General features: G+C 64.1%; 21 protein-coding genes. 18 read left to right on the top strand and 3 right to left on the bottom strand.

The window, feature by feature from the left end:
• Positions 1 to 10: 10 nt before the first annotated feature.
• The 18 genes from tnpA to ACMDCR_RS11835 all read left to right on the top strand — a co-directional run bounded on the left by tnpA (position 11) and on the right by ACMDCR_RS11835 (position 20,028).
• On the top strand, positions 11 to 406 hold the full coding sequence (gene tnpA, locus ACMDCR_RS11750) for an IS66-like element accessory protein TnpA (protein WP_413989781.1): 396 nt from the start codon (positions 11 to 13) through the stop codon (positions 404 to 406).
• 50 nt (positions 407 to 456) lie between these two features.
• Positions 457 to 750, top strand: a complete 294-nt coding sequence (gene tnpB, locus ACMDCR_RS11755; RefSeq protein WP_413989782.1) for an IS66 family insertion sequence element accessory protein TnpB — start codon at positions 457 to 459, stop codon at positions 748 to 750.
• Between the two features lie 71 nt (positions 751 to 821).
• Positions 822 to 2,475, top strand: a protein-coding gene (tnpC, locus tag ACMDCR_RS11760; protein WP_413989783.1) for an IS66 family transposase whose coding sequence is annotated in 2 segments (ribosomal slippage) — positions 822 to 1,550 and positions 1,552 to 2,475 — 1,653 coding nt in all. Because the reading frame shifts where the segments join, the coding sequence is not laid out codon by codon here.
• Positions 2,427 to 2,726 carry a hypothetical protein gene (locus ACMDCR_RS11765; RefSeq protein ID WP_413989784.1) on the top strand — a complete coding sequence of 100 codons (300 nt, stop codon included), beginning with the start codon at positions 2,427 to 2,429 and terminating at the stop codon, positions 2,724 to 2,726. The genes tnpC and ACMDCR_RS11765 overlap by 49 nt, the downstream gene beginning before the upstream one ends.
• A 217-nt stretch (positions 2,727 to 2,943) precedes the next feature.
• Positions 2,944 to 3,951 carry a GlxA family transcriptional regulator gene (locus tag ACMDCR_RS11770; protein ID WP_413992702.1) on the top strand — a complete coding sequence of 336 codons (1,008 nt, stop codon included), beginning with the start codon at positions 2,944 to 2,946 and terminating at the stop codon, positions 3,949 to 3,951.
• A 298-nt stretch (positions 3,952 to 4,249) separates the two neighbouring features.
• Positions 4,250 to 5,887 (top strand): ABC transporter substrate-binding protein, encoded by a 1,638-nt coding sequence (locus ACMDCR_RS11775; protein ID WP_413992703.1) that lies wholly within the window; start codon positions 4,250 to 4,252, stop codon positions 5,885 to 5,887.
• Positions 5,888 to 6,012: 125 nt separating this feature from the next.
• Positions 6,013 to 7,026, top strand: a complete 1,014-nt coding sequence (locus ACMDCR_RS11780) for an ABC transporter permease (RefSeq protein WP_413992704.1) — start codon at positions 6,013 to 6,015, stop codon at positions 7,024 to 7,026.
• Positions 7,027 to 7,029: 3 nt separating this feature from the next.
• Positions 7,030 to 7,905: an ABC transporter permease gene (locus ACMDCR_RS11785; protein WP_413992705.1), complete on the top strand. Its 876-nt coding sequence runs from the start codon at positions 7,030 to 7,032 to the stop codon at positions 7,903 to 7,905.
• Complete coding sequence (locus tag ACMDCR_RS11790) at positions 7,902 to 9,998, top strand: dipeptide ABC transporter ATP-binding protein (RefSeq protein WP_413992706.1); 2,097 nt, start codon at positions 7,902 to 7,904, stop codon at positions 9,996 to 9,998. The genes ACMDCR_RS11785 and ACMDCR_RS11790 overlap by 4 nt, the downstream gene beginning before the upstream one ends.
• Positions 9,995 to 11,257 carry an MFS transporter gene (locus ACMDCR_RS11795; protein WP_413992707.1) on the top strand — a complete coding sequence of 421 codons (1,263 nt, stop codon included), beginning with the start codon at positions 9,995 to 9,997 and terminating at the stop codon, positions 11,255 to 11,257. The genes ACMDCR_RS11790 and ACMDCR_RS11795 overlap by 4 nt, the downstream gene beginning before the upstream one ends.
• Before the next feature lie 4 nt (positions 11,258 to 11,261).
• The gene (hydA, locus tag ACMDCR_RS11800) at positions 11,262 to 12,704 is read left to right on the top strand and encodes a dihydropyrimidinase (protein WP_413992708.1); all 1,443 of its coding nucleotides are present in this window, start codon (positions 11,262 to 11,264) and stop codon (positions 12,702 to 12,704) included.
• Complete coding sequence (locus ACMDCR_RS11805) at positions 12,701 to 13,474, top strand: SDR family NAD(P)-dependent oxidoreductase (RefSeq protein WP_413992709.1); 774 nt, start codon at positions 12,701 to 12,703, stop codon at positions 13,472 to 13,474. The genes hydA and ACMDCR_RS11805 overlap by 4 nt, the downstream gene beginning before the upstream one ends.
• 51 nt (positions 13,475 to 13,525) lie before the next feature.
• Positions 13,526 to 14,557 (top strand): NAD-dependent epimerase/dehydratase family protein, encoded by a 1,032-nt coding sequence (locus tag ACMDCR_RS11810; protein WP_413992710.1) that lies wholly within the window; start codon positions 13,526 to 13,528, stop codon positions 14,555 to 14,557.
• A gap of 42 nt (positions 14,558 to 14,599) precedes the next feature.
• Complete coding sequence (locus ACMDCR_RS11815; protein ID WP_413992711.1) at positions 14,600 to 15,541, top strand: polysaccharide deacetylase family protein; 942 nt, start codon at positions 14,600 to 14,602, stop codon at positions 15,539 to 15,541.
• 2 nt (positions 15,542 to 15,543) lie between these two features.
• Positions 15,544 to 17,262, top strand: a complete 1,719-nt coding sequence (locus tag ACMDCR_RS11820; protein WP_413992712.1) for a thiamine pyrophosphate-requiring protein — start codon at positions 15,544 to 15,546, stop codon at positions 17,260 to 17,262.
• 17 nt (positions 17,263 to 17,279) lie between these two features.
• Positions 17,280 to 18,644, top strand: coding sequence for a dihydroorotase (locus tag ACMDCR_RS11825; protein ID WP_413992713.1), 1,365 nt, complete (start codon positions 17,280 to 17,282; stop codon positions 18,642 to 18,644).
• A 5-nt stretch (positions 18,645 to 18,649) separates the two neighbouring features.
• Positions 18,650 to 19,423, top strand: coding sequence for an SDR family NAD(P)-dependent oxidoreductase (locus tag ACMDCR_RS11830; RefSeq protein WP_413992714.1), 774 nt, complete (start codon positions 18,650 to 18,652; stop codon positions 19,421 to 19,423).
• 116 nt (positions 19,424 to 19,539) lie between these two features.
• On the top strand, positions 19,540 to 20,028 hold the full coding sequence (locus ACMDCR_RS11835; protein ID WP_413992715.1) for an RrF2 family transcriptional regulator: 489 nt from the start codon (positions 19,540 to 19,542) through the stop codon (positions 20,026 to 20,028).
• Between the two features lie 135 nt (positions 20,029 to 20,163).
• Here ACMDCR_RS11835 and ACMDCR_RS11840 read toward each other — a convergent pair whose 3' ends face one another.
• The 3 genes from ACMDCR_RS11840 to ACMDCR_RS11850 form a co-directional block, all read right to left on the bottom strand.
• On the bottom strand, positions 20,164 to 20,583 hold the full coding sequence (locus ACMDCR_RS11840; RefSeq protein ID WP_413992716.1) for a cupin domain-containing protein: 420 nt from the start codon (positions 20,581 to 20,583) through the stop codon (positions 20,164 to 20,166).
• A gap of 62 nt (positions 20,584 to 20,645) precedes the next feature.
• Positions 20,646 to 21,398 (bottom strand): SDR family oxidoreductase, encoded by a 753-nt coding sequence (locus ACMDCR_RS11845; RefSeq protein WP_413992717.1) that lies wholly within the window; start codon positions 21,396 to 21,398, stop codon positions 20,646 to 20,648.
• Between the two features lie 155 nt (positions 21,399 to 21,553).
• A complete protein-coding gene (locus ACMDCR_RS11850; RefSeq protein WP_413992718.1) occupies positions 21,554 to 22,060 on the bottom strand; it encodes a carboxymuconolactone decarboxylase family protein in 507 nt (168 codons plus the stop codon).
• Between the last annotated feature and the right edge of the window lie 88 nt (positions 22,061 to 22,148).

Genomic DNA, 22,148 nt, shown 5'->3' on the forward strand with positions numbered 1-22,148 from the left:
AGGTCGGTTGATGCGAGTTGAAGTTCTGGGCGGAATTGAGCGCCGCCGTCGCTGGTCTCGCGACGAGAAGATGCGGATCATTGAAGAGACGTTGGCGCCTGGCGCGGTGGTGGCAGAGATCGCGCGCAGACACGGCATTGCGACGAGTTTGGTGTTCACGTGGCGGCGACAGGCCCGTGTTGCGAGCAGCCCTTCGACAGCGGCACACCTTGTTCCAGTCCGGATCGTCCCAGCCGAGCTCGTGGCCGAGAAGGCACCCTCCATGGAACCGCCATTGGGGGCGCCCGTCAGGAAACGCCGCGGCCTGATCGAAATCAAACTCGGTGACGGCAAAAGTATCCGGGTTGATGAGAATGTCGACGCTGAGGCGTTGGGGCGGGTTCTTGATGTTCTGAGCCGACGATGATCCCGATCCCAAGCAATGTCAGGGTTTGGATCGCGACGGGCCACACGGACATGCGCCGCGGCATGCAAGGCCTGGCTCTGACGGTGCAGGAAAGCCTCAAACGTGATCCGCATGCGGGCGATCTCTACATCTTCCGGGGCCGTCGTGGCGATCTAGCCAAAATTTTGTGGCATGACGGCATCGGGCTGTCTCTTTACGCCAAGCGGCTGGATCGCGGAAAGTTCATCTGGCCCTCGGCATCGGCTGGGGCGGTGTCGATCTCGGCGGCGCAGATGGCCTATATGTTGGAAGGGATCGACTGGCGAAATCCCCAACTGACATGGCGGCCCGAGCGCGCGGGTTGAGGCAGAAAAATGCGAAGCGAGGACCATTTTGGGGCATCACAACGCGCCGAATTTGTGATTCACTTCCTGGCATGAATGCTGCCAGCGACGCCGTTCCCGACGACATCGCCGCCCTGAAAGAGGCGTTGAGGATCGAGCGCGCGCAGGCTTTGCAGATGGCGGCAGAGCTCGCGGTCGCGCGCGCGAAAGCGTCCGAGGATCTGGCGTTGATCGCCCAGCAGAAGCTGCGGATCGCCAAACTGGAGCGCCAGGTCTGCGGGCAGCGATCGGAACGCTCTTCTCGCCTGATTGATCAGCTGGTGCTTTCGTTCGAGGAGCTGGAAGCCAGCGCCACGGAAGATGAGCTTGCGGCCGAGAAAGCGGTTGCCAACACAACAGCTGTGAACGGATTTACGCGTAAGCGCCCTGAGCGCAATACGTTCCCCGATCACCTTCCCCGCGAGCGCGTGGTGATCGAGGCGCCGACAGCGTGCGAGTGCTGTGGCGGCCATCGCCTGCGCAAACTTGGCGAGGACGTGACCCGAACACTGGAATCGATCCCTCGGCAATGGAAGGTGATCGAGACCGTGCGGGAGAAGTTCAGCTGTCGCGACTGCGAGAAGATCACGCAAGCGCCGGCGCCGTTCCATGTCATTGCAAGGGGATGGGCGGGGCCCAGCCTCCTGGCCATGATGGTGTTCGAGAAGTTTGGTCAGCACCAGCCCCTGAACCGTCAAGCCGAGCGCTACGACCTGGAGGGCGTGCCGATCGCTCTGTCGACCATGGCCGACGCTGTCGGATCGGTCTGTACGGTGCTTGACCCCCCTCCGCCGACGGATCGAGGCGCATGTCATGGCCGCCGAGCGTCTCCATGGGGATGACACGACAGTGCCTGTACTGGCAGCAGGCAAGACCGACACAGGTCGATGCTGGGTCTATGTTCGGGATGACCGACCTTTTGGGGGCACGGGGCCGCCGGCGGCGCTGTTTTATTACTCGCGTGATCGCAAGGGCGAACATCCTCAGGCGCATCTGGCCGGATATACCGGCATCCTGCAAGCGGATGCCTTTGAGGGCTATAACAAGCTCTATCTGGCCGGTCGCAATCCCGGTCCTATCCGGGAGGCGGCATGTTGGGTGCATGCGCGGCGCCCGTTCTTTGCCATGGCCGATATCGAGGAGAATGCGCGTCGCAAGGCCGCGGGCAAGAAGGAGATCGTGTTGTCGCCGATTGCGATCGAGGTCGTGCGTCGCATCGATACCTTGTTCGAGATCGAGCGATCCATCAATGGCCAGAGCCCAGAAGAGCGCCTGGCGGTTCGACAGACCCTAAGCCGGCCCTTGGTCGAGGATCTCCATGTCTATATGCGCGAGCAGGCAGCCAGGCTGGCTCGCGGGCATGACCTGGCCAAGGCCTTCAACTATATCCTCAAGCGGTGGGCGAGCTTCACCCTGTTCCTCGAAGATGGGAGGGTTTGCCTGTCCAACAATGCCGCCGAACGAAGTCTGCGTGGTATTGCTCTTGGCAGAAAGTCGTGGCTGTTCTGCGGATCTGACCGCGGCGGGCAGCGTGCAGCGGCCATGTACAGCCTCATTGTCACGGCCAAGATGAACGGCGTCGATCCGCAGGCCTGGCTGGCTGACGTCCTCTCTCGCATCGCCGCCCATCCCGTTCACCGGCTGGACGAGTTGCTGCCATGGAACTGGACGTCTCCAGCATCAGCGATCCGCGCTCGAGCGGCCTGACCATGCACATCAATAAGGTCCATCACGTCACGACCATCGCTCGCGTCGCCCAGGACCTGGGTGAAGACGAGGACTGGCTGCACGACGTTGCCAATGAAATGGAAATCGAGGATGGCGTTATCTGGGTCTACGGTGTTGGCGAAGATGGCGTCATGGCGTTCACCGACTTTGGAATCGAGAATCTGATCGAGCTCATCAAGATGCACAAAGACGACCCGACACTACTCACACGATGGGACCGGACCGAGTAGCCAGCATGCGGCCTACGCCGGATGCCTACGCTTCTTCAACAATTTCTTCATGTTCTCCATGAATGACGAGGTTGTGCATACTGGCTACGAAAAGATGTCGCACTACAATCGGGCACTCTTTTGTGGTCCAAGGCAGTAGTAAGCGTCGCTCATAACGAATGAGCGGCCCCTCGGCAGTCGTTCTGGTGATGCCTCTTGGAGAACCGCACGGGCTACGATGACGCAAAAGCAGGCCGCCAATGCTCTTGAAGTCCTTGCCGCGGCTGCGGAGCCCATCAGCATCGGCATCCTGCTTCTGCGCAACTTTCCCTTCATGACCTTCGGGGCGGCGCTCGACCCGCTGCGCCAGGGCAATCGGCTGGCCGGGCGGCCGGTGTTCAAATGGACGTTGATCTCCATGGATGGCGCCGGCGTCATGGCGAGCGCTGGCGTGGTCATGCCGGTCGATTGCTCGATCGACACCATGCCCCATTGCGACATGGTGATCGTCTGCGCCGGTCTCGACCATGCCAGCCATTACAGCCCCAGGCTGTTTGCTTGGCTGCGCCGGCTGCATCGGCAGGCCTGCGTGCTCGGGGCCATCAGCACGGCGCCTTTTCTGCTGGCCCAGGCGGGGTTGCTGGAGGGGCGCCGCTGCGCCGTCCATTGGGAGCTGCTGCCGCTGTTCCAGGAGGAGTTTCCCAACTGCATCGTCACCAACGAGATCTTCGCCATCGACGGTCTCTTCATCACCTCCTCCGGCGGCACGGTGACGCTCGACATGATGCTCTACATCGTCGCCGCCTGCCGCGGCCGTCCGCTGGCCGCCGCGATCTCCGACCAGTTCAACCATCCGGAAATCCGCCAGCAGCACGATTTCCAGCGCATGAAGCCGCAATCGCGCTTCTCCATCCGGCACGCCAAGCTGGCGGAGGTGATCACCGCGATGGAGGACAGCATCCAGGATCCGGTGGACCTGCAGGTGCTGGCGCGCCGCGTGCACCTGTCGACGCGGCAGATGGAGCGCCTTTTTCTCCTGCATCTCGGCAAGACGCCGTCGGCCTTCTATACCGGCCTGCGCATGGCGCGGGCGCGCGATCTCATCCTGCAAACCGATCTTTCGATCGCAACGGTGGCCCAGATCTGCGGATACATGTCGACGACGCATTTCGCGCGTACCTATCGCGCCCAGTTCGGCGTCACGCCGCGCGTGATGCGCAGCGAAGGTATCTTGCCGCGAAATTGAGCACGCCGGGCATTTGTGCAGGATCAGTCCGGCGATGTCGCTTATTGTAGGTCAAATGTCGCGTTAGTGCATTTCCATGGGCCTGGAAGCGACCTACTCCTTATCCATATGACAGTCGGGCTCCGGTGATCGCGAGCGGATTGTTCTGTGCCGAAGAAGAACTGAATTCAATAATTCACTCAAGAAATGCCCTCTCACCAAGAGAGGATCAGAAACTTGAAGTACATATCCAGAATAAAACATCCAAAATGGGGATCATCCAGTGACGAAGAACCCACATTCATACGTTCCAACCTTGATGAAGGAGTTCAAGGTCGGTGATGTAAGCCGCAGGCAGTTCCTGCGCACGGCAACATTGCTCGGCCTTTCCGCAGCACTTGCCTATGAGGCGGTCGGCGAGATCGACCCCGTCGGGACGGTGCATGCGGAGGAAATGCCCAAGGGCGGCAATTTGCGCATCGGCATGCGCTGCATGGAGATCAAGAGCCCGCATCTGGCCGATTTCGCCGAGCGTTCCAATGTCATCCGCCAGGTCTGCGAGTACCTGACCTTCACCGGACGTGACAACATCACCCGGCCCTACCTGCTCGAGAAATGGGAGGTCAGCGACGATCTCAAGACCTGGACGCTGCATATCCGCAAGGACGTCAAATGGCACAGCGGCCGGCCTCTCACTGCCGATGACGTCGTGTGGAACCTCAAGCGCGTCAGCGACCCGGCGGTGGGCTCGTCGGTGCTCGGCCTCTTCACTGGCTATCTGGTCGAGGAATACGACACCGGCGAGAAGGACAAGGACGGCAAGCCGAAGAAGTCCAGCCGCCTGTGGTCCGACAAGGCGATCGAAAAGGTCGACGATTACACCGTGCGCCTGAATGCCTTCGCCCCGCAGATCGCGGTGCCCGAGCATCTGTTCCATTATCCCATGTTCATCATCGATCCGGCCGAGAACGGCGTGTTCGGCCCGGGCTCCAACGGCACCGGCCCGTTCGAGCTCGTCGAATTCACGGTGGGCAAGAGCGCCAAGTACAAGGCCCGCAAGGATTATTGGGGGTCCGGTCCCTACCTCGACACCTTCGAGTTCGTCGATCTCGGCGACAATCCCGGCGCCCAGATCGCCGCCATGGCCTCGCGCCAGGTCGACGGCCTGTCGGAAGCCGATGCCGTGCAGATCAACGCGATGAAGAACTTCCCGCATGTGGCGGTGCACAAGGTCGACACCACACAGACGGCTGTCGCCCGCATGCATCCCGACCAGAAGCCCTTCAACGACAAGCGCGTGCGCGAGGCGATGCGCCTGGCCGTCGACCACGACAAGGTCATCCAGACCGTGCTGCTCGGCGCGGGAACCTCGGCGGAAGACCATCACGTCGCCCCGACGCATCCCGAATATGCAGCCCTGCCGAAATACGGCAAGGACGTCGAGAAGGCCAAGAAGCTGCTCGCCGACGCCGGCTATCCCGACGGCTTCGAGGTCGACATGGTGACGCGCCCCGATCCGATCTGGGAACTCAACACCGTTCAGGTCCTGGCCGAGCAGTTCAAGGATATCGGCGTCAGGATCAACATCAAGTCGCTGCCCAGCGCCCAGTATTGGGATGTCTGGACCTCGGTGCCCTTCAGCCTCACCGCCTGGGGCCACCGGCCGCTCGGCATCATGACGCTGTCGCTGGCATATCGCTCGAATGCGGCCTGGAACGAGTCCAACTATTCCAATCCCGAATTCGACAAGCTGCTGACCGAGGCCGAGGGCATCCTCGATCCCAAGCAGCGCAGTCTCGTGATGGCCAAGATCGAGGCGCTGATGCAGGATGACGGGCCGATCGTCCAGCCGTTCTGGCGGGTCTTCTCGACGGTGATGGACAAGAAGGTGACGGGCTTCAAGCTCCATCCCTCACAGTACATCTTCGCCAACGAATACGCAGTGGCGGCCGCCTGACTCCCGCAGGTCCGTCCATGTGTGAGCCTGTCCCCGGTTTCCCCGGCCGGGGACGGGCTCCAGCCCTTCCGTTCTGTCTACCCCGGGTCGGCAGCGCAACTCGAACCGGATATCGGCTAGTTTCGATGGCTTCCTTTCTTATCAGACGCCTGATCATGATGGTGCTCACCGCGCTGGTGGCCTCGTTCGTGGTCTTCGCCGTGTCCGAGTTCACGCCGGGAAGCGTCGCCAGGAAATCGCTGGGGCCGTTCGCGACCCAGCAGCAGGTCGATATCCTGACCGAGCGCCTGAAGGCAAACGATCCGCTGCTCATCCGGTATGGCCGCTGGCTCGGCATCCTGACGGGCGTCATCGCCGATCCGCTCCAGGATCCCGGCAATGGCCTGAACTTCACCGATCCACGCGGCCCGCGCTATTTCGGCAATTTCGGCTATTCGACCCTTTACAAGCTGCCTGTCAACGACGTGATCTGGGACCGACTCGGCAATACGGCCATCCTCGCCGGGCTCGCCTTTGCCCTCATCGTGCCGTTGTCGATCATCTTCGGCGTCCTCTCCGGCCTGAAGGAGGGCGGGGCGCTCGACCGCATCCTGTCGGTCGTCTCCATCACCTTCACCTCGATCCCTGAATTCGCCTCCGGCGTGTTCCTGGTCACGCTCTTCGTCATCCTCTGGCCGATCCTGCCGGGAACGAGCCCGATGGACCCGAGCGGCGGCTGGTCTGTGCCTTCGCAGCTCGTGCTGCCGGTCGCCGTGCTCGTCATCTATGATTTCGGCTATGTCGCCCGCATGATCCGCGTCTCGATGATCGAGGTCATGGAGAAGCCCTATATCCGCACCGCCATCCTCAAGGGGCTGAGCCAGCGGCAGGTCATCCTCGGCCACGCCTTGCGCAACGCGATGATCGCGCCCTTCACGGTACTGCTGCTCCAGCTCAACTTCCTGATCAGCGGCGTGGTGGTCACCGAACTCGTCTTCGCCTATCCGGGCTTCGGCCGCATGCTGCTCGAAGCGAGCCTTTTTGGCGACATCTCGACCGTGGAGGCCGCCACCCTCGTCACGGTCGCCGTCGCCATCGTCACACAGTTCCTCGGCGACCTCGGCTACATGGCCCTCAATCCGCGTATCAGGGTGAAGTGAGCCATGGCCTCCGACCGCATCGATACGCTCGCCGCCGCCCAGCCCAAACCAATCCGTCGGACGAGCGGCTGGCTGCGGATCTTCCGCTCCCGCACGGCGGTGATCGGTCTCGTCCTGATCCTGTTCTGGGTCGTGCTCGCCATCCTCGCGCCGGTCCTGCCGATCCCCTCGCCGACGGACCAGGACGTCATGGCCATTGCCGATCCCACGCCTTCCGCCAGCCACTGGCTGGGCACCGACATCCTCGGCCGCGACACCCTCTCACGCCTGATCTTCGGGGCGCGGACGGTGCTGGTGGTGGCGCCGCTCTCCGTGGCGGTGGCCCTGACGGTCGGCATCATCATCGGCATGCTGTCGGGCTATTTCGGCGGCCTCGTCGACACGCTGGTCAGCCGCCTGTCGGACGTGATTCTCGCCTTCCCGGTGCTGGTGCTCTACGTCATCCTGATTGCCAATATCGGCCCGTCCGTCCTCAACATCGTCATCGCCACGACTATCGCCTCGGCGCCCGGCATCGGGCGTATCGTGCGCGGGCTCGTGCTCGACCTCAAGGAGCGCGAATATGTTGCCGCGGCGCGCCTCAGGGCGGAGAGCACGCTCTACATCATGATCGTCGAGCTCCTGCCCAATTGCCGGGGACCGCTCATCGTCGATGCCTGCCTGCGACTCGGCTACACCATCATCACCATCGGTATCCTCGGCTTCCTTGGCCTCGGCCTGCCGCCGCCAAACCCCGATTGGGGCGGCATGGTGCGCGAGACGACCACCGTCATCAATGTCTGGCCGCTGATGTCGGTGGCTCCGTCGGTCGCCATCGTCAGCCTGGTCCTCGGCTTCAATCTCCTGGCCGACGGCATGCGGGAGGCCTTCAAGCCATGACCTTGCAGGAACAGGCCCGTGCCATCACCCCGGCTCCGGCAGGCGATGCCCTGCTGGAGGTCCGCAATCTGCGCATCGAGTTCAAGGGCCGGGACGATACGGTGCTGGCCGTGCCCGATGTATCCTTCCACATCGCCCCTGGAGAGGCCTACGGGCTGGTGGGGGAGTCCGGATGCGGCAAGACCACCACCGCCATGGCCGTGATGAGCTATCTCGGCGTGAACGGCCGGGTGGCCGGCGGCAGCATCCGCTTCGAGGGACAGGAACTCGTCGGCGCCCGGCCGGATCTGCTGCGTTCGATCCGCGGGCGGCGCATCGCCATGGTCTATCAGGAGCCGATGAGCGCGCTCAATCCGGTGAAGACGATCGGCGCCCAGCTCGCCGAAGTGCCGCTCCGCCATCTCGGGGCCAGCAAGGTCGAGGCGATGGACATGGCCGCCGCCATGATCGAGGACGTCCGCCTGCCGGATCCGCGCGAAATCCTCAAGCGCTATCCCCATCAGCTTTCGGGCGGCCAGCAGCAGCGCATCGTCATTGCCATGGCTCTTCTGGCCCGGCCGGCGCTGCTGCTGCTCGACGAACCCACCACCGGCCTCGACGTCACCGTCGAGGCGGCGGTTCTCGACCTTATCGGCGATCTGCGCCGGCGCTACGGTACAAGCCTGCTCTATATCTCCCACAATCTCGGCCTGATCGCCGCCACCTGCAACCGCGTCGGCATCATGTATTCGGGCGAGATCGTCGAGGAGGCGCCGACGGCGCAGCTTTTCCGTGATCCACGCCATCCCTATGCTCAGGGCCTGCTCGGCTGCATTCCCGATATCGGCACCGACAAGCGCTCGCGTGCCCTGATGCCGATCCAGGGGCAGATTCCCCTGCCACAGGAGCGCCCGCAGGGCTGCTTCTTCGGCCCACGCTGCGCGCATTTCCAGGCTTCGCGCTGCGGCGGCGCTTCCATAGCCATGCAGCAGGCCGACGCCGGGCAGCACGCAGTCCGCTGCGTACGCTGGGACGAGATCGAACCACCGAGGGCGGTCAATCACGACGACAACGGCGCCATGGCCCGGGCGCCGGATGCGCTCGTCGTCGATGAGGTCACCAAGCTCTATGTCCTCGGTCGTGGCAAGGCGCGCACCGTGGTGGCCAACGAGGCAATCTCGCTGGGGGCGGGCAGGGGCGAGATCCTGGCCCTGGTCGGTGAGTCCGGCTGCGGCAAGTCGAGCCTCGCCCGCATCGTCGTCGGCCTCGAAAAGGCGACCTCCGGACAGATCCGGTTCGCGGGCGACGACATCGCCCAGGTCGATGCCAGGCATCGCTCGAAGGCGATGCTGCAATCGATCCAGATGGTGTTCCAGAACCCGGACAGCACGCTCAATCCGTCTCATCCGGCCGCCTTCTCGATCCGGCGCACCATCAGCAAGTTCGGCATCCGCAAAGGCAGGGCGGCGATCGACCAGCGCGTGCGCGAGCTTCTGGAGATGGTCCGCCTGCCGCCGGCCCTTGCCGAGCGAAGGCCGAGCCAGTTGTCCGGCGGCCAGAAGCAGCGCATCGCCATCGCCCGGGCCTTTGCTTCCGATCCCAGCCTCATCGTGGCCGACGAACCCGTATCGGCGCTGGACGTCTCGGTGCAGGCCGCCGTCGTCACGCTGCTCCTCGACATCCAGCGCGAGAAGCAGAGCACGCTCGTCTTCATCAGCCATGACCTCGCCTTGGTCCGTCATGTCGCCGACAGCGTCGTGGTGATGTATCTCGGCAAGGTGATGGAGCGCGGGCGCGTGGAGGAAATCTTCAGCCCGCCCTATCATCCCTATACCGAGGCGCTTCTCTCCGCCGTCCACAGTCCCGACCCCGACGCCGTACCCAAGGAACGCATTCGCCTCGCAGGCGAGACGCCGAGCCCGATCAACGTGCCGCCCGGCTGCCGCTTCGCCTCGCGCTGCCATCGCAAGCTCGGCGCGATCTGCGACACGGTACCACCGCCTGTGCGCACCCTCTCGGCGACCCATGAAGTCGCCTGCCATATCGAGCCGGATCTCCTGGCCTGCCTGCCCCCCGTTTTTGCCAAGCCCGACCCGGACGAACAGCCCTCATGAGTACCCTACCGACCTCCACGCCGGGATTGCGGCAGACGCTCGCCCTGGCTCGCGAGATTCTGCCCCTGATGGCCGCCATCTGCATCGCCGGCGCCGGCAACGGGCTGCTCACCACCGTGGTTTCGCTACACCTCGGCAGCGGCCGCTTCGGCGCCACGGCAGTGCAGATGATATTGTCGGGTTTCCCGGCCGGTTTCCTCGTCGGATGCCTGGTCGCCCGCAGCATCGTGGTGCGGCTTGGCCATGAGAGGACGTTCCGCTCTCTTGCCCTGCTGACGGCGCTGGCCGGTTTCGGTTTTGCGCTGGGCGAACAGCCAATGCTCTGGTTTGGCCTGCGCCTCCTCAACGGCCTGTCGATGGCGATCCTCTTCATCGTGGCGGAGAGCTGGATCAACCTCTATGCGGGGACGCGCAATCGCGGCACACTGTTTTCGCTCTACATGCTGATGACTGCGCTCAGCGTGTTGCTCGGCCAGCTGATGGTGAGGCTCGCCGAGCCGCAGGGCCTGGCGCTGTTTGTCCTCGCCGCCTCAGTGGGCGTTTGCGGTGTCCTGCTCTCGAAATTTGGACTGCATGCTTGGCCGACCTTGCCACAGCCCAGACCGGCCTTGCCCTCCCCACCGGAAGGAGCGCGCGAAAATTTCGGCCTGTGGCGCCTTGCCTGTCTCGTGCCTGTTACCGTCATCGCCGCCTTCCAGGCTGGCATGACCAATCTCAACGTGTTCGCCATGACGCCGCTTTATGGCGAGCAGATCGGCCTGCCGACCAGCACCGTCATTGGCCTCACCACGGCCTTCAGCATCGGTGGGCTGCTGGCCCAGCCGCCGATCGGCTGGCTGTCCGACAAATTTGACCGCCGTCTGCTGCTGGTGCTCAACAGCGGGTTCGCGGCACTGCTATGCGGGCTCATCACGCTGTTGGGCAAGGGCCCCGCCCCGCTGCTTTTCGTCCTGTTCTTTGCGTATGGTGCGATGACGCTGACGATCTATCCGCTCGCCATCGCTTATGGTAACGCCCGGGTCGAGAGCCGCTTCATGGTTCTGGTCTCAGGCCGCCTTCTGTTGCTCTACGCCATCGGTGGCGTCGTAGCGCCTCTTCTGTCGACCGACCTGATGATGCGTCTCGGACCGCGGATCCTTTTCATCTTCCTGGGCGGCGCCGCTTTCTGTGTGATGGTCGCGGCCTGCTTCAACCTGTTGCGTTCGCCGGGCCCGGCCCCTGGCGGCGAGAGCACGCCGGCTCTCGACATGGGGGAGTAGTACAATGGCGCATGCGTCGAGCGAAGGCGAATTCGACCTGGTGATCCGGGGTGGCACGGTGGTGCTGCCAGAGGGGCCGGCAGAGATCGATGTCGGCGTCAGAGGCGAGCATATCGCAGCACTCGCACCCGGTCTTCCGCCCGGCCGGAAGGATGTCCCGGCCAGGGGCCGCATCGTTCTTCCCGGAGGCGTCGACAGCCATTGCCACATGGATCAGCCGCCCTGGGAGGGACGTTCCACCGCCGATGATTTCAACAGCGGAACCCTTTCGGCACTGTGCGGCGGAACGACCACCGTCATTCCCTTCGCGATGCAGATGCGCGGTCAGTCGCTGCGCGCCGCCGTCGACGACTACCACGAACGGGCTCGGTCCAAGGCCCACATCGATTACGGTTTCCATCTCATCATCGGCGATCCCACTGAGAAGGTGCTGAAGGACGAGATACCCCGTCTTGTGGCCGAGGGCTGCACCTCCTTCAAGATCTACCTGACCTACGAGGGGCTGAAGCTCGACGATTATGAGGTGCTCAACGTCCTCGACGTGGCGCGCAGCGAGGGCGCCATGGTCATGGTCCATGCCGAGAACGATGCCTGCATCCGCTGGCTCACCGAGCGCTTCCTCGCAGCGCGCAAGACGCAGCTGCGCTATCACGGCCTCGCCCATCCCGAGATCGGCGACCGCGAGGCGACCTTCCGGGCGATCAGCCTGGCCGAACTCGTCGAGACGCCACTGTTGATCAGCCATGTCAGCGCTGCCGGCGCGGTGGAAGAGATACGCCGCGCCAAGGCCCGCGGCCTGCCCGTCTATGCCGAGACCTGCCCGCAATATCTCTTCCTCACCTCCGAGGACATGGACACGCCGGACCTGAGCGGGGCGATGTGCGTGTGCACGCCGCCACCGCGCCATCGCTCCAACCAGCCCGAGATCTGGCGCGGCATCTTCGATGGCACGCTGGAGGTGTTCTCCTCCGACCACTCGCCGTGGAACTATGCCGATAAGATCGCGGGTGGGCCGGACGTTCCCTTCACGCGCATTCCCAATGGCATTCCCGGCATCGAGACGCGCCTGCCGCTGCTCTATTCGGCCGGCGTCAACATGGACCGGCTGTCGCTGCTCAAATTTGCTGAACTCACGGCGGCCAATCCTGCCCGCCTGTTCGGCCTTTATCCCCGCAAGGGCGCCATTGCGCTCGGTTCGGACGCCGACCTCGCCATCTGGGATCCGGCGCGGGAGGTCACGATCACCAATGCCATGCTGCACCACGCTACCGACCACACGCCCTATGAAGGCCGAGTGGTGCGGGGCTGGCCGGTCGCCACCATTTCGCGCGGCGACGTCGTCTGGAACGATGGGCAGATCACCTCGATGCCGGGCCGGGGACGGTTCCTTGCCTGCAACAGGCCCTTCACGCCGAAACAGGATCTGCCGCCGGTGCTGGCATCATGACCCCGATCTCGCCTTTCTCGCAGGGGCGCCTTGCCGGCCGGTCCATCCTGATCAGCGGCGGCGCCAGCGATATCGGCGCGGCGACCGCGCGGCGCTGCGTGGCCGAGGGCGCGCGGGTCGCCTGTGCGGATCTCGATCAAACTGCGGCGGAGCGCATTGTGCAGGAACTGGGCGGACATGCGATCGCCCTGCACTGCGATGTGACGGAACCGCTTTCCGCTGGAAAGGCGGTGGACGCCACAATCGCCGCCTTCGGTCATCTGGATGGATATGTCCATAATGCCGCCGCTTCTTCTCGCGACGGCGATGTCGTGGAGCTCGACCTGGCGGACTGGCGCCGCGAGATCGACGTCACGCTGACAGGCGCCTTCCTGATGGGGAAATATGTGGTGCCGGCCCTGGCGAAGGCCGGCGGTGGCTCGATTGTGCTGGTTGCATCGCAGCTCGGCCATGTCGCGACGGCACGTTCGGTTGCCTACTGCTCGGCCAAGGCCGGCCTGATCCACCTTGCCCGGCTCATGGCCGTGGATCACGCCGCCGCCGGCATTCGCGTCAACAGCCTGTCGCCCGGCGCCGTGCGCACGGCGCGGCTCCTTCAGCGCTGGCCCGATCTCGACGAGGCCGATGCAAGCCTCGCCGGGCACTACCTCACCAAGCGCATCGGCCGGCCCGACGAAATCGCCGCGAGCGCTGCCTTCCTTCTTTCTGGCGACTCCTCCTTCGTGACGGGCACCGACCTGCTCGCCGACGGTGGCTATGCCGCCCGCTGATACTGAAACAATGACGGGCGAGATCCCGCAAGCAATGAAAAGGGAGCGATCATGACCCTCTTGGTGACCGGCGGCGGTGGCTTCGTGATGAGTGTCGTCGTGGGCGAATGGCTGGCGCGCGATCCCGCCAACAAGGCGGCGATCCTTGATCGAGGCCCGCTCGATGCCACCGCCGAGCGTTATTTCGCGCCGGTGCGCGATCGCCTGACTGTCATCGAAGGCGATGTCTGCCGGGAGGAGACCTGGCGGGGCATAGCGGACGGCCTCGGCATCAAGGCCATCGTCCATGGCGCCACTCTCACCCCGATTTCGCGTGGCAGCGCCGCGGAGTCCAAGCGTCAGCCGGAGGCGGAGGATCCCGCCCGCATCGTCGACGTCAATCTGATGGGCACCGTCCGGGCGCTGGAATGGGCGCGCCGCAACGCGTCGATCAAGCGCTTCGTCTATGTCAGCTCGGGCTCGGTCTATCGCCATCATGGGCCGGACTGGCAGGGCGAGCCGCTGCCCGAAGACGGCTACGTCGCGCCGCTCACCCTCTATGGTATCTCCAAATATGCCTCCGAAATGGTGGTGAACCGCTATGCCGATCTCTTTGGCCTCCCGGCGGCCTCTGTGCGGTTGTCGTCGATCTATGGGCCGATGGACCGCGTCACGGCGAGCCGCAACTTCCGCCATATACCCAACCGCGTCGCCCATATGGCGCTGGCGGGCGAGGTGATCCGGCCGAACAGCCTGGATAGTGCCGGCGATTATCTGAACTCGGTCGATGTCGCCGCGGCCATCATCGCCCTCATCGGGGCGCCCGTGCTGCGTTACCGCCACTACAATGTCGCGAGCGGTGAGATTTCCACCACTGGTGACTTTGTCCGCTGGGCCGGCGAGAAGGTGCCCGGCGTACAGTGCGAGGTGACCTTCGACGCGACCGCCAACGTCGTGCAGGATCCGACGCTGCGAGACGGCATGTGGGGCGCCTATGACACCGCCCGGCTGGAACGCGATACCGGCTGGCGCCCGCGCCCGCTGCGCGAAGCCTTCCATGCCTACATGGACTGGATTGCCGCGAACGAATTGGCCGGCCAATGAGCAAGCCTGAATTTAATGCGTTTTTCCGTTTGAGAGATTGCCATGAGTAATGATTTGAATTCCGCTTCCCAGGGGCCGGCCCGTGATTTCATCGGCTATGGCCGGCACGCACCCCAGGTCGTTTGGCCCGGCGGCGCCAAGGTCGCGATCAACCTCGTGCTCGTCTATGAGGAGGGCTCCGAATATTCCTGGCTCGAAGATGACCGCAACGACAATTGGGGCGAATACAATATCCCCAACAGTCCGTCGGCCCGCGACTTGGGCACCGAGACCCATTTCGAATATGGCAGTCGCGCCGGCGTCTGGCGCCTTGCGCGACTGTTCGATCGCCACCAGGTGCCGGTGACGGTCTCGGCCTGTGCCGTGGCGCTGCAGCGCAATCCCGATGTCGTCGCCTGGATGAAGGCGAGAGGGCACGACCTTCTCGGCCATGGCCTGCGCTGGTCGGAATACTGGACGTTAAGCCGCGAGGAGGAGCGCGAACAACTGCGCCGGGCGAACGAGCTCTACCGCTCGCTCCTTGGCGTGCACCCCCCGGGCTGGAACTGCCGTTCCTTCCCGAGTGTCAATACCCAGGACCTCATCATCGAGGATGGCGAGTTCCTCTATTATTCCGACCCCTGCAACGACGACATCCCCTATTTCGTCGAGCACGCGGCCGGGCGCCTGCTCGTAGTGCCTTATTCGAAGACGCTCAACGACAGCCGCTATCTGATCGCGCCGGGCTACAGCAATCCGCGGGATTTCGCCGAGGATTGCCGTTCGGCCATCAGCTACCTCCTCGAGGACGCCGAGGAGGCGGGCGGCAAGATGCTCACCGTCGCCGTCCATGCCCGCTGGACCGGTCAGCCCAATCGCGCTTCGGGCCTGCGCGACGTCATCGAGTTCGTCAACCGCACCGAAGGCGCAATCTTCATGCGCCGCGAGGACATCGCGCGCTACTGGCTCGACAACCACGAATCCTTCTTCCTGCCGAGGGGCTGACAATGTCGTTCGGTGCTGCTGAATATGAACCGCCTCTGCGGGCCGCCGTGCCGAAGACGCGGCTGAAGGGGGCGCAGATCGTTGCTGCCATCCTCAAGCAGGAAGGGCTGAAGCAGATCATCGGCTTTCCCAACAGCGAGCTTTTCGATGCCCTGGCCGAGCTCGATATTCCGCCGATCATCACGCGCACGCCGCGCGTGGCGGTGAATATCGCCGAGGGCTATGCCAGGGTGACAAGCGGGCGGGAGCTTGCCGCCGTCACCGTGCAGTATGGCCCCGGTGCCGAAAGCGCCTTCGGCGGCATCGCACAGGCCTTCAACGATCGCTCGCCGATCCTGTTCCTGCCGACAGGCTATCCGCGCGGGCATGAGGCGGTGACGCCCAATTTCGAGGCCCGGCGCAATTTCCGCAATGTCACCAAATGGTGCGAGGCGGCGACCCGCATCCAGGACCTGCCCCAGCTCATGCATTCGGCGCTGTCGCGCGTTCGCAACGGCGCGCCTTCGCCCGTGCTGCTGGAACTGCCGGTCGATCTCCTTGCCGAAATGGAGGATGTCGACCTCACCGACTATCTGCGCCCGCGCCGCTCCCTGCCGCAGGCCGGAGCGGAGGAGATCCGTGAACTCGTCGATATCCTGCTGACGGCGCGCAATCCCTTGATCCTCGCGGGGCAGGGCGTGCTGTCCTCACAGGCTTCGGCTGAACTCGTCGCCTTCGCGGAACTGCTTGGCGCGCCCGTGGCGACGACCCCGAATGGCAAAAGCGCCTTTCCGGAAAACCATCCGCTGTCTCTGGGCACCGCAGGCCGGGCGCGACCTGCGACGGTCGATCATTTCCTTGCAAGGGCGGATGTCGTCCTGGCGATCGGATCCAGTCTGACCCGCTCGCACTACATCCTGCCGATTCCGGCGGACAAGACGCTGCTGCAGGTCACGCTCGGCGAGGCCGACCTCGGCAAGGACTATCCCATCGCCCAGGGCGTGATCAGTGATGCCCGCGCAGCACTCTCCCAGATGCATGAGCGCGCGCTGGAGGCACTGGTCGGAGACGAACGGCTCCTCGCGCGCCGGGCCACGGTCGAGAGGGACATCCGCAGGATCCGCTCCGCCTTCCTGCAGCGTTGGATGCCATTGCTGACGGCCGACAGCGTGCCGATCTCGCCCTACCGTGTCGTGTGGGAACTGATGCAGGCGATCGATCCCGGACGCACCATCGTCACCCATGACGCCGGCAATCCCCGCGACCAGTTCACGCCTTTCTACCAGGCCACAACGCCCGGCTTCTATCTCGGCTGGGGCAAGACCACGCAGCTCGGCAACGGGCTTGGCTTCGCCATGGGCGCCAAGCTGGCCAAACCTGACATGACCGTCGTCAATATCATGGGCGAGGCAGCCTTCGGCATGGTTGGCATCGATTTCGAGACGGCGATCCGCTGCAACCTGCCGATCCTGACCGTGGTCCTGCGAAACCATGTGCTGGGTGGCTATGCCGCCAGCATGCCCGTCGCCACCCGCAAATATGGCGCCAACCGCATGTCGGGCGAATATGCTCCGATCGCGCGGGCGCTGGGAGGACATGGCGAATGCGTCAGCGATCCCACCGAGCTTCGTCCGGCCCTGCTGCGTTGCCTCGGCGAAGTCCGTGGCGGACGCGCCACGCTGCTGGAGGTTGTCACGCATGAGGAAAGTCGCTTGGCCGGTCTGAGCCCGGAGATGCGCTGAAGCGACGGGATGGCGCCATGTTCGATCTGCTTCTGCGCGGCGGCACGGTGATCAATGCCGATGGCCCGCTTCGTGCCGATGTCGGCATCACCGCCGGCAAGGTGGCGGCGCTCGTGGCGCCGGGCGAGAGCGTCGAGGCGCGCAGTGAAATCCCGGTGGAGGGCATGCACTTGCTGCCGGGTCTCGTCGATGCCCATGTTCATCTGCGCGAGCCGGGCCTGACCCACAAGGAGGATTTCGCCTCCGGCACGCTCGCCGCGGCGGCAGGTGGGGTCACCACCCTCCTCGACATGCCGACGGACGAGCCCTGGACGGTGCGCCCCGCCGATCTCAAGGCAAAGATGCAATTGGCAGAAGGGCGCATCCACACCGACGTCGGCTTCCAGGTCGCCTTGCGGCGGGACCTTGTCGGCGTGGCGGGGTTGCGCCGGCTCGATCCCGTCTCCTTCGAACTCTTCACCGCGGATGTGCCCGAGGCCTTCCTGCACGCGACGATGGACGATGTCGTGCAGGCCCTGCGAGTGCTGGCGCCGCTGGATATACTGATCGGCATATCACCGGGCGATGAGTCCATCCTTTCCGGCGAGACGGTGCGCGGCCTCGACAAGCCGAAGGATGTTGCGGCCTTCCGCGCAAGCCGCCCGCCGCTGACGGAGGCGGCGGGCATCAGCCGGGCGCTGCTGGCAGCGGCGCAGACGGGCGCCCGCATACACGTCCGCCAGACAAGTTCGGCCCTCGGCATCCGGACGTGGCAGCGCCTGCGCGACATGGCGGATGCCAGCATCGAAACGACGCCCCAGTGCCTCCTGTTCGCCGGAGAGGCGTATGACCGGCTCGGCGCGGGGGTAAAGGCCTCGCCGCCGTTGCGCGAGAAAGAGGACGTCGCCCTGATGCGCGAAGCCCTGCGCTCGGGTTCCGTCGACATCGTGGCGACAGATCATGCGCCGCACAGCCCGGCTGAGAAGGCGGCCGCCTATCCTGCTTTCGCCGATATTCCGGGTGGCATGCCGGGCGTGCAGACATTGCTGATGACCATGCTGCATCTCGTCGATTCAGGTGGCCTGCGGCTGCAGGACCTGGTGCGGGTGTGCAGCGCCAATCCCGCCGCGCGCTTCGGTCTCGGTGGACGCAAGGGTGCGATCCGCCCAAGCCATGATGCGGATATTCTCGTTCTCGATGCGGGCCGGACAACCAGGATATGCCATGCCGATCAGTTATCGAAGGCAGGCTACACGCCCTTCGATGGGCTCGAAGTCCCCTGGGCTTTGAGGACTGTCCTTTTGCGAGGCAAAGTCATCTTTGCCGAGGGCACGCCGGCCATGGCCGCGAGCGGATGCATCGTGACGGCCTCTTCCCCCTTCCAGTCCATGTCCGCGAGGTGATGACGATGGCACTGCTCAAAAGCAAGGTCGCGGTGGTGACGGGCGCGAGTTCGGGCCTGGGACGGGCGATCGCGCTTCGCTATGCCCGCGAAGGCGCGCGGGTCGTCCTTGCCGACCGCCGTGAGGAGCCGATCGAGGGCGGCCCATCCACCCTGGAACTCATCCGCCGCTCCGGCGGCACCGCGATCAGCCGGGCCACGGATGTGTCGAAGTGGGCCGATATCGATGCGCTCATCACTGCCGCGGTCGCGACCTATGGACGCCTCGACGTGATGGTCAACAATGCCGCCACCTATACCAGCACTAGCCTGGTCGAGACGCAGGAGGAGCAGTGGGAGCGCGTAATTGCGGTCAATCTCACCGGCGTCTTCTTCGGCTGCAAGCGTGCGGTCCAGCAGATGCTGACGCAGGAGGCGGTCAATGAGGTGCGCGGGCGCATCGTCAACATCTCCTCGCAGCACGGCATGGTCGCCTCGCCCGGAGACCTGCCTTATGGCGTCAGCAAGGGCGGCGTGGTGCAGATGACCCGACAGGTCGCGGTCGACCACGCCAGGGATTTCATCGTCTGCAACGCGGTGGCGCCCGGCAAGATCATCACCGGCAAGCCGGGCGTCGCCAACGATCCCCAGGCGCTCGATTATTCGATCCGCCGCACTCCCTGGCCCCGGCTCGGCCGTCCCGACGATGTTGCCGGCGCGGCGCTGTTCCTCGCCAGCGACATGGCGACCTACATCACCGGCATCAATCTCCTCGTGGATGGCGGCTGGATGGCCGGCTGAGCGGCAAGGCGGTGCACGATAGGCGAGGGGAGCCTCATATTTACATCACCAAGGAATAGGGATATCTAATATCCGTAATATGCGCCGCCGCCCGGCACCGACTGCGGAATGAATGCATGATTTTGAAAAGCCAGGTCGAATGGGCGCTGCACTGCTGCGCCATTCTCGCGGGTCTGCCCGAGGGGCGCTATTTGTCGACCAAGGCGCTGGCACAGTTCCATGGGCTGCCGAAGGAGTATCTTTCCAAGGCGCTGCAAAGCCTGTCTCAGGCTGGGCTGGTCCATACCACGCTTGGTCCCTCCGGCGGCTATCGGCTCGCCAGGCCGCCGGCGGAATTGACCTTTCTCGAGATCATCGAGGCCGTGGAGGGCAGGACGCCCACTTTCGTCTGCACCAACATCCGCGCCAACAATCCCTGCCGCCCGCACGGTTATTGCGAAAGCGGTCCCTGCGCCGTGGCGCGCATCATGGGGGAGGCCGATGAAGCCTGGCGCGCGAAACTTCGGAGCGTCAGGCTGTCCGATCTCGTGGTGAGCCTATCACAGGAGATTCCGGCCGAGCTGTGGAAGAGCAGCTTCGAATGGGTGCTGGACCGCGCCGGCTGAGGGCGAGCCCGAAGCTGTTGATCAGGGCGAGGGCGATGGAGCGATGATCGCGGAACAAGGCGAAGCCTCACTGGCAGCGAATGTCGGATTCAGAAGAAGGGCCGGCCGCTGGGGATGGCGACCGGCCTCTCCGGCTTACTTCTTGATAGGATAGGTCAGCTGCTTCTCGGTGGTGTCGACCACGAACACGGCCAGCAGCTTCGCGGACTTTGTCTCGCTGCCGTTCTCGCTGACACCGTGACGGTCGCCCGGCATTTCCGAAAAACTCTCACCGGCCTTGTAGACCTTGACCGGGCCATCATTGACCTGACTGCGGATGGAGCCTTCGAGAACAGTGGCATAGATGAAGGCGGAGCTGGGATGGGTGTGGCCCTCGGAGTAGCCGCCGGGACCATATTCCACCAGCACGCCCTTGATGCTCTTGCCCGGGACATTCGGCAGTTCATGCTCATAGACGAGCGTGACCTTGGAGGCCTTCTCACCGGCATCATGCGCCGCGGCGGGGCCCGCGAGGGCTGCTGTCATGGCGAGGGCAGTAACGATCGACTTGATCATGTCGATATTCCTTTCATGGGTTGAAGAGGCGCCGCGCTCGAAGCCGCGGCGCAGGCACGCGGTCATTTCCGCGCAGAGGTGGCGAACCACTGCTCGAAGGTGACGTGGCCGAGGCGGGGATTGTTGTCGGAGACGAGCGAGCCGTCGTTCAGCTTGGCGCCGAAATAGCGCGCCTCCGGATCGGCAACGACCTTGCGGGGGTCGCCGCTGGCCTGCAGGTAGCGGGCGACCAGTTCGTTCATCCGCACGCGCTCCGGCCCGGAAATCTCGAACATGCCGTTGAGCGGCTTGGCGAGGGCGACGTCGGCCATGACATCGGCGACATCGTCGGAGGCGATCGGCTGCACATAGGCCGCCGGCAGATGCACTGTGTCCCCGACCGTGCCGGATTGGGCGATGCCGCCGAGGAATTCCATGAACTGCGTGGAATGAACAATGGTGTAGGGAATGCCGGAAGCCTTGATTAACTGCTCCTGGACGAGCTTGGCGCGGAAATAGCCGACTTCCTGCAGGCGTTCGGTTCCGACGACCGAGAGGGCGACATGGTGCTTGACGCCGGCAGCCTTGTCTGCCGCGAGCAGGTTGCGGCCCGAGGTCTGGAAGAAATCCATCGAGGCCTTGTCCTCGAAGGAGGGCGAGTTGGCGAGATCGATGACGACCCCCGCGCCGGTGAGCGCTCCGCTGAGGCCTTCGCCCGTGATGGTGTTGACGCCTGTGCTCGGCGCGGCGGCAAGCACCTCATGCCCCTGCTTGCGCAGGCGGTCGCCGGTCTTGGTGCCGATGAGGCCGGTGCCGCCGATGATGACGATCTTCATGGCATTTCTCCTTTCGCGGTCGCGCTGGCGCCGCGTTGCTCGGGGGGTGCGGAGTGAAGCAGAACTTGGAGGTTCCGGATCTCCACTCACAAGCCAAGCTTGTGAGCGTACGCTCACTCAACCACCCTTTGGTTTGGTTGTGGGAATGACGCGCCTCACGACTCGGCGCGAACTCGGGCGGCTTGATTCAGTCCCGCCTTGTCGAGGCCGTAGAGCCTGTCGGCCGAGCCGGGCACTGATTTGAAGGCGATGCCGGCGCGGTTCCAGGCATTGATGGTCATGATCGCGAAGGTCAGGTCGGAGATCTCCTTCTCTGAAAACTGGCCGCGCACCCGCTCGTAGAGCTCGTCGGGAATGCCGCCTTCCGGCAGCTTCGTGACGGCCTCCGTCCAGGCCAGCGCAGCGCGCTCACGTGGGATGAAGAGATTCGATTCCCGCCAGACGGCGACGTGGTAGAGGCGCAGTTCGCTCTCGCCGTGGAGCTTGGCTTCCTTCACATGCATGTCGAGGCAGAAGGCGCAGCCATTGATCTGCGAGGCCCGGATTTCGACGAGACCCTGGATCTTCTGCTCGATGGTGCTGCCTTTCACGGCCATGCTCAGGTCCGAAAGCTTCTTGAAGAGCTCCGGGGATTGCTGGGCGTAGTTCATGCGCTGGGTCATCGCTTTCTCCGTTATTAAGGATGTATAATATCCTTATGGATATAAAATATCCTTAATTCCTGGACAGTAAAGCGCTTCCCGTCTAAGT

The sequence above is a fragment of the Labrys okinawensis genome (genome assembly GCF_047345005.1).
In the GTDB taxonomy this organism is placed as follows: domain Bacteria; phylum Pseudomonadota; class Alphaproteobacteria; order Rhizobiales; family Labraceae; genus Labrys; species Labrys okinawensis.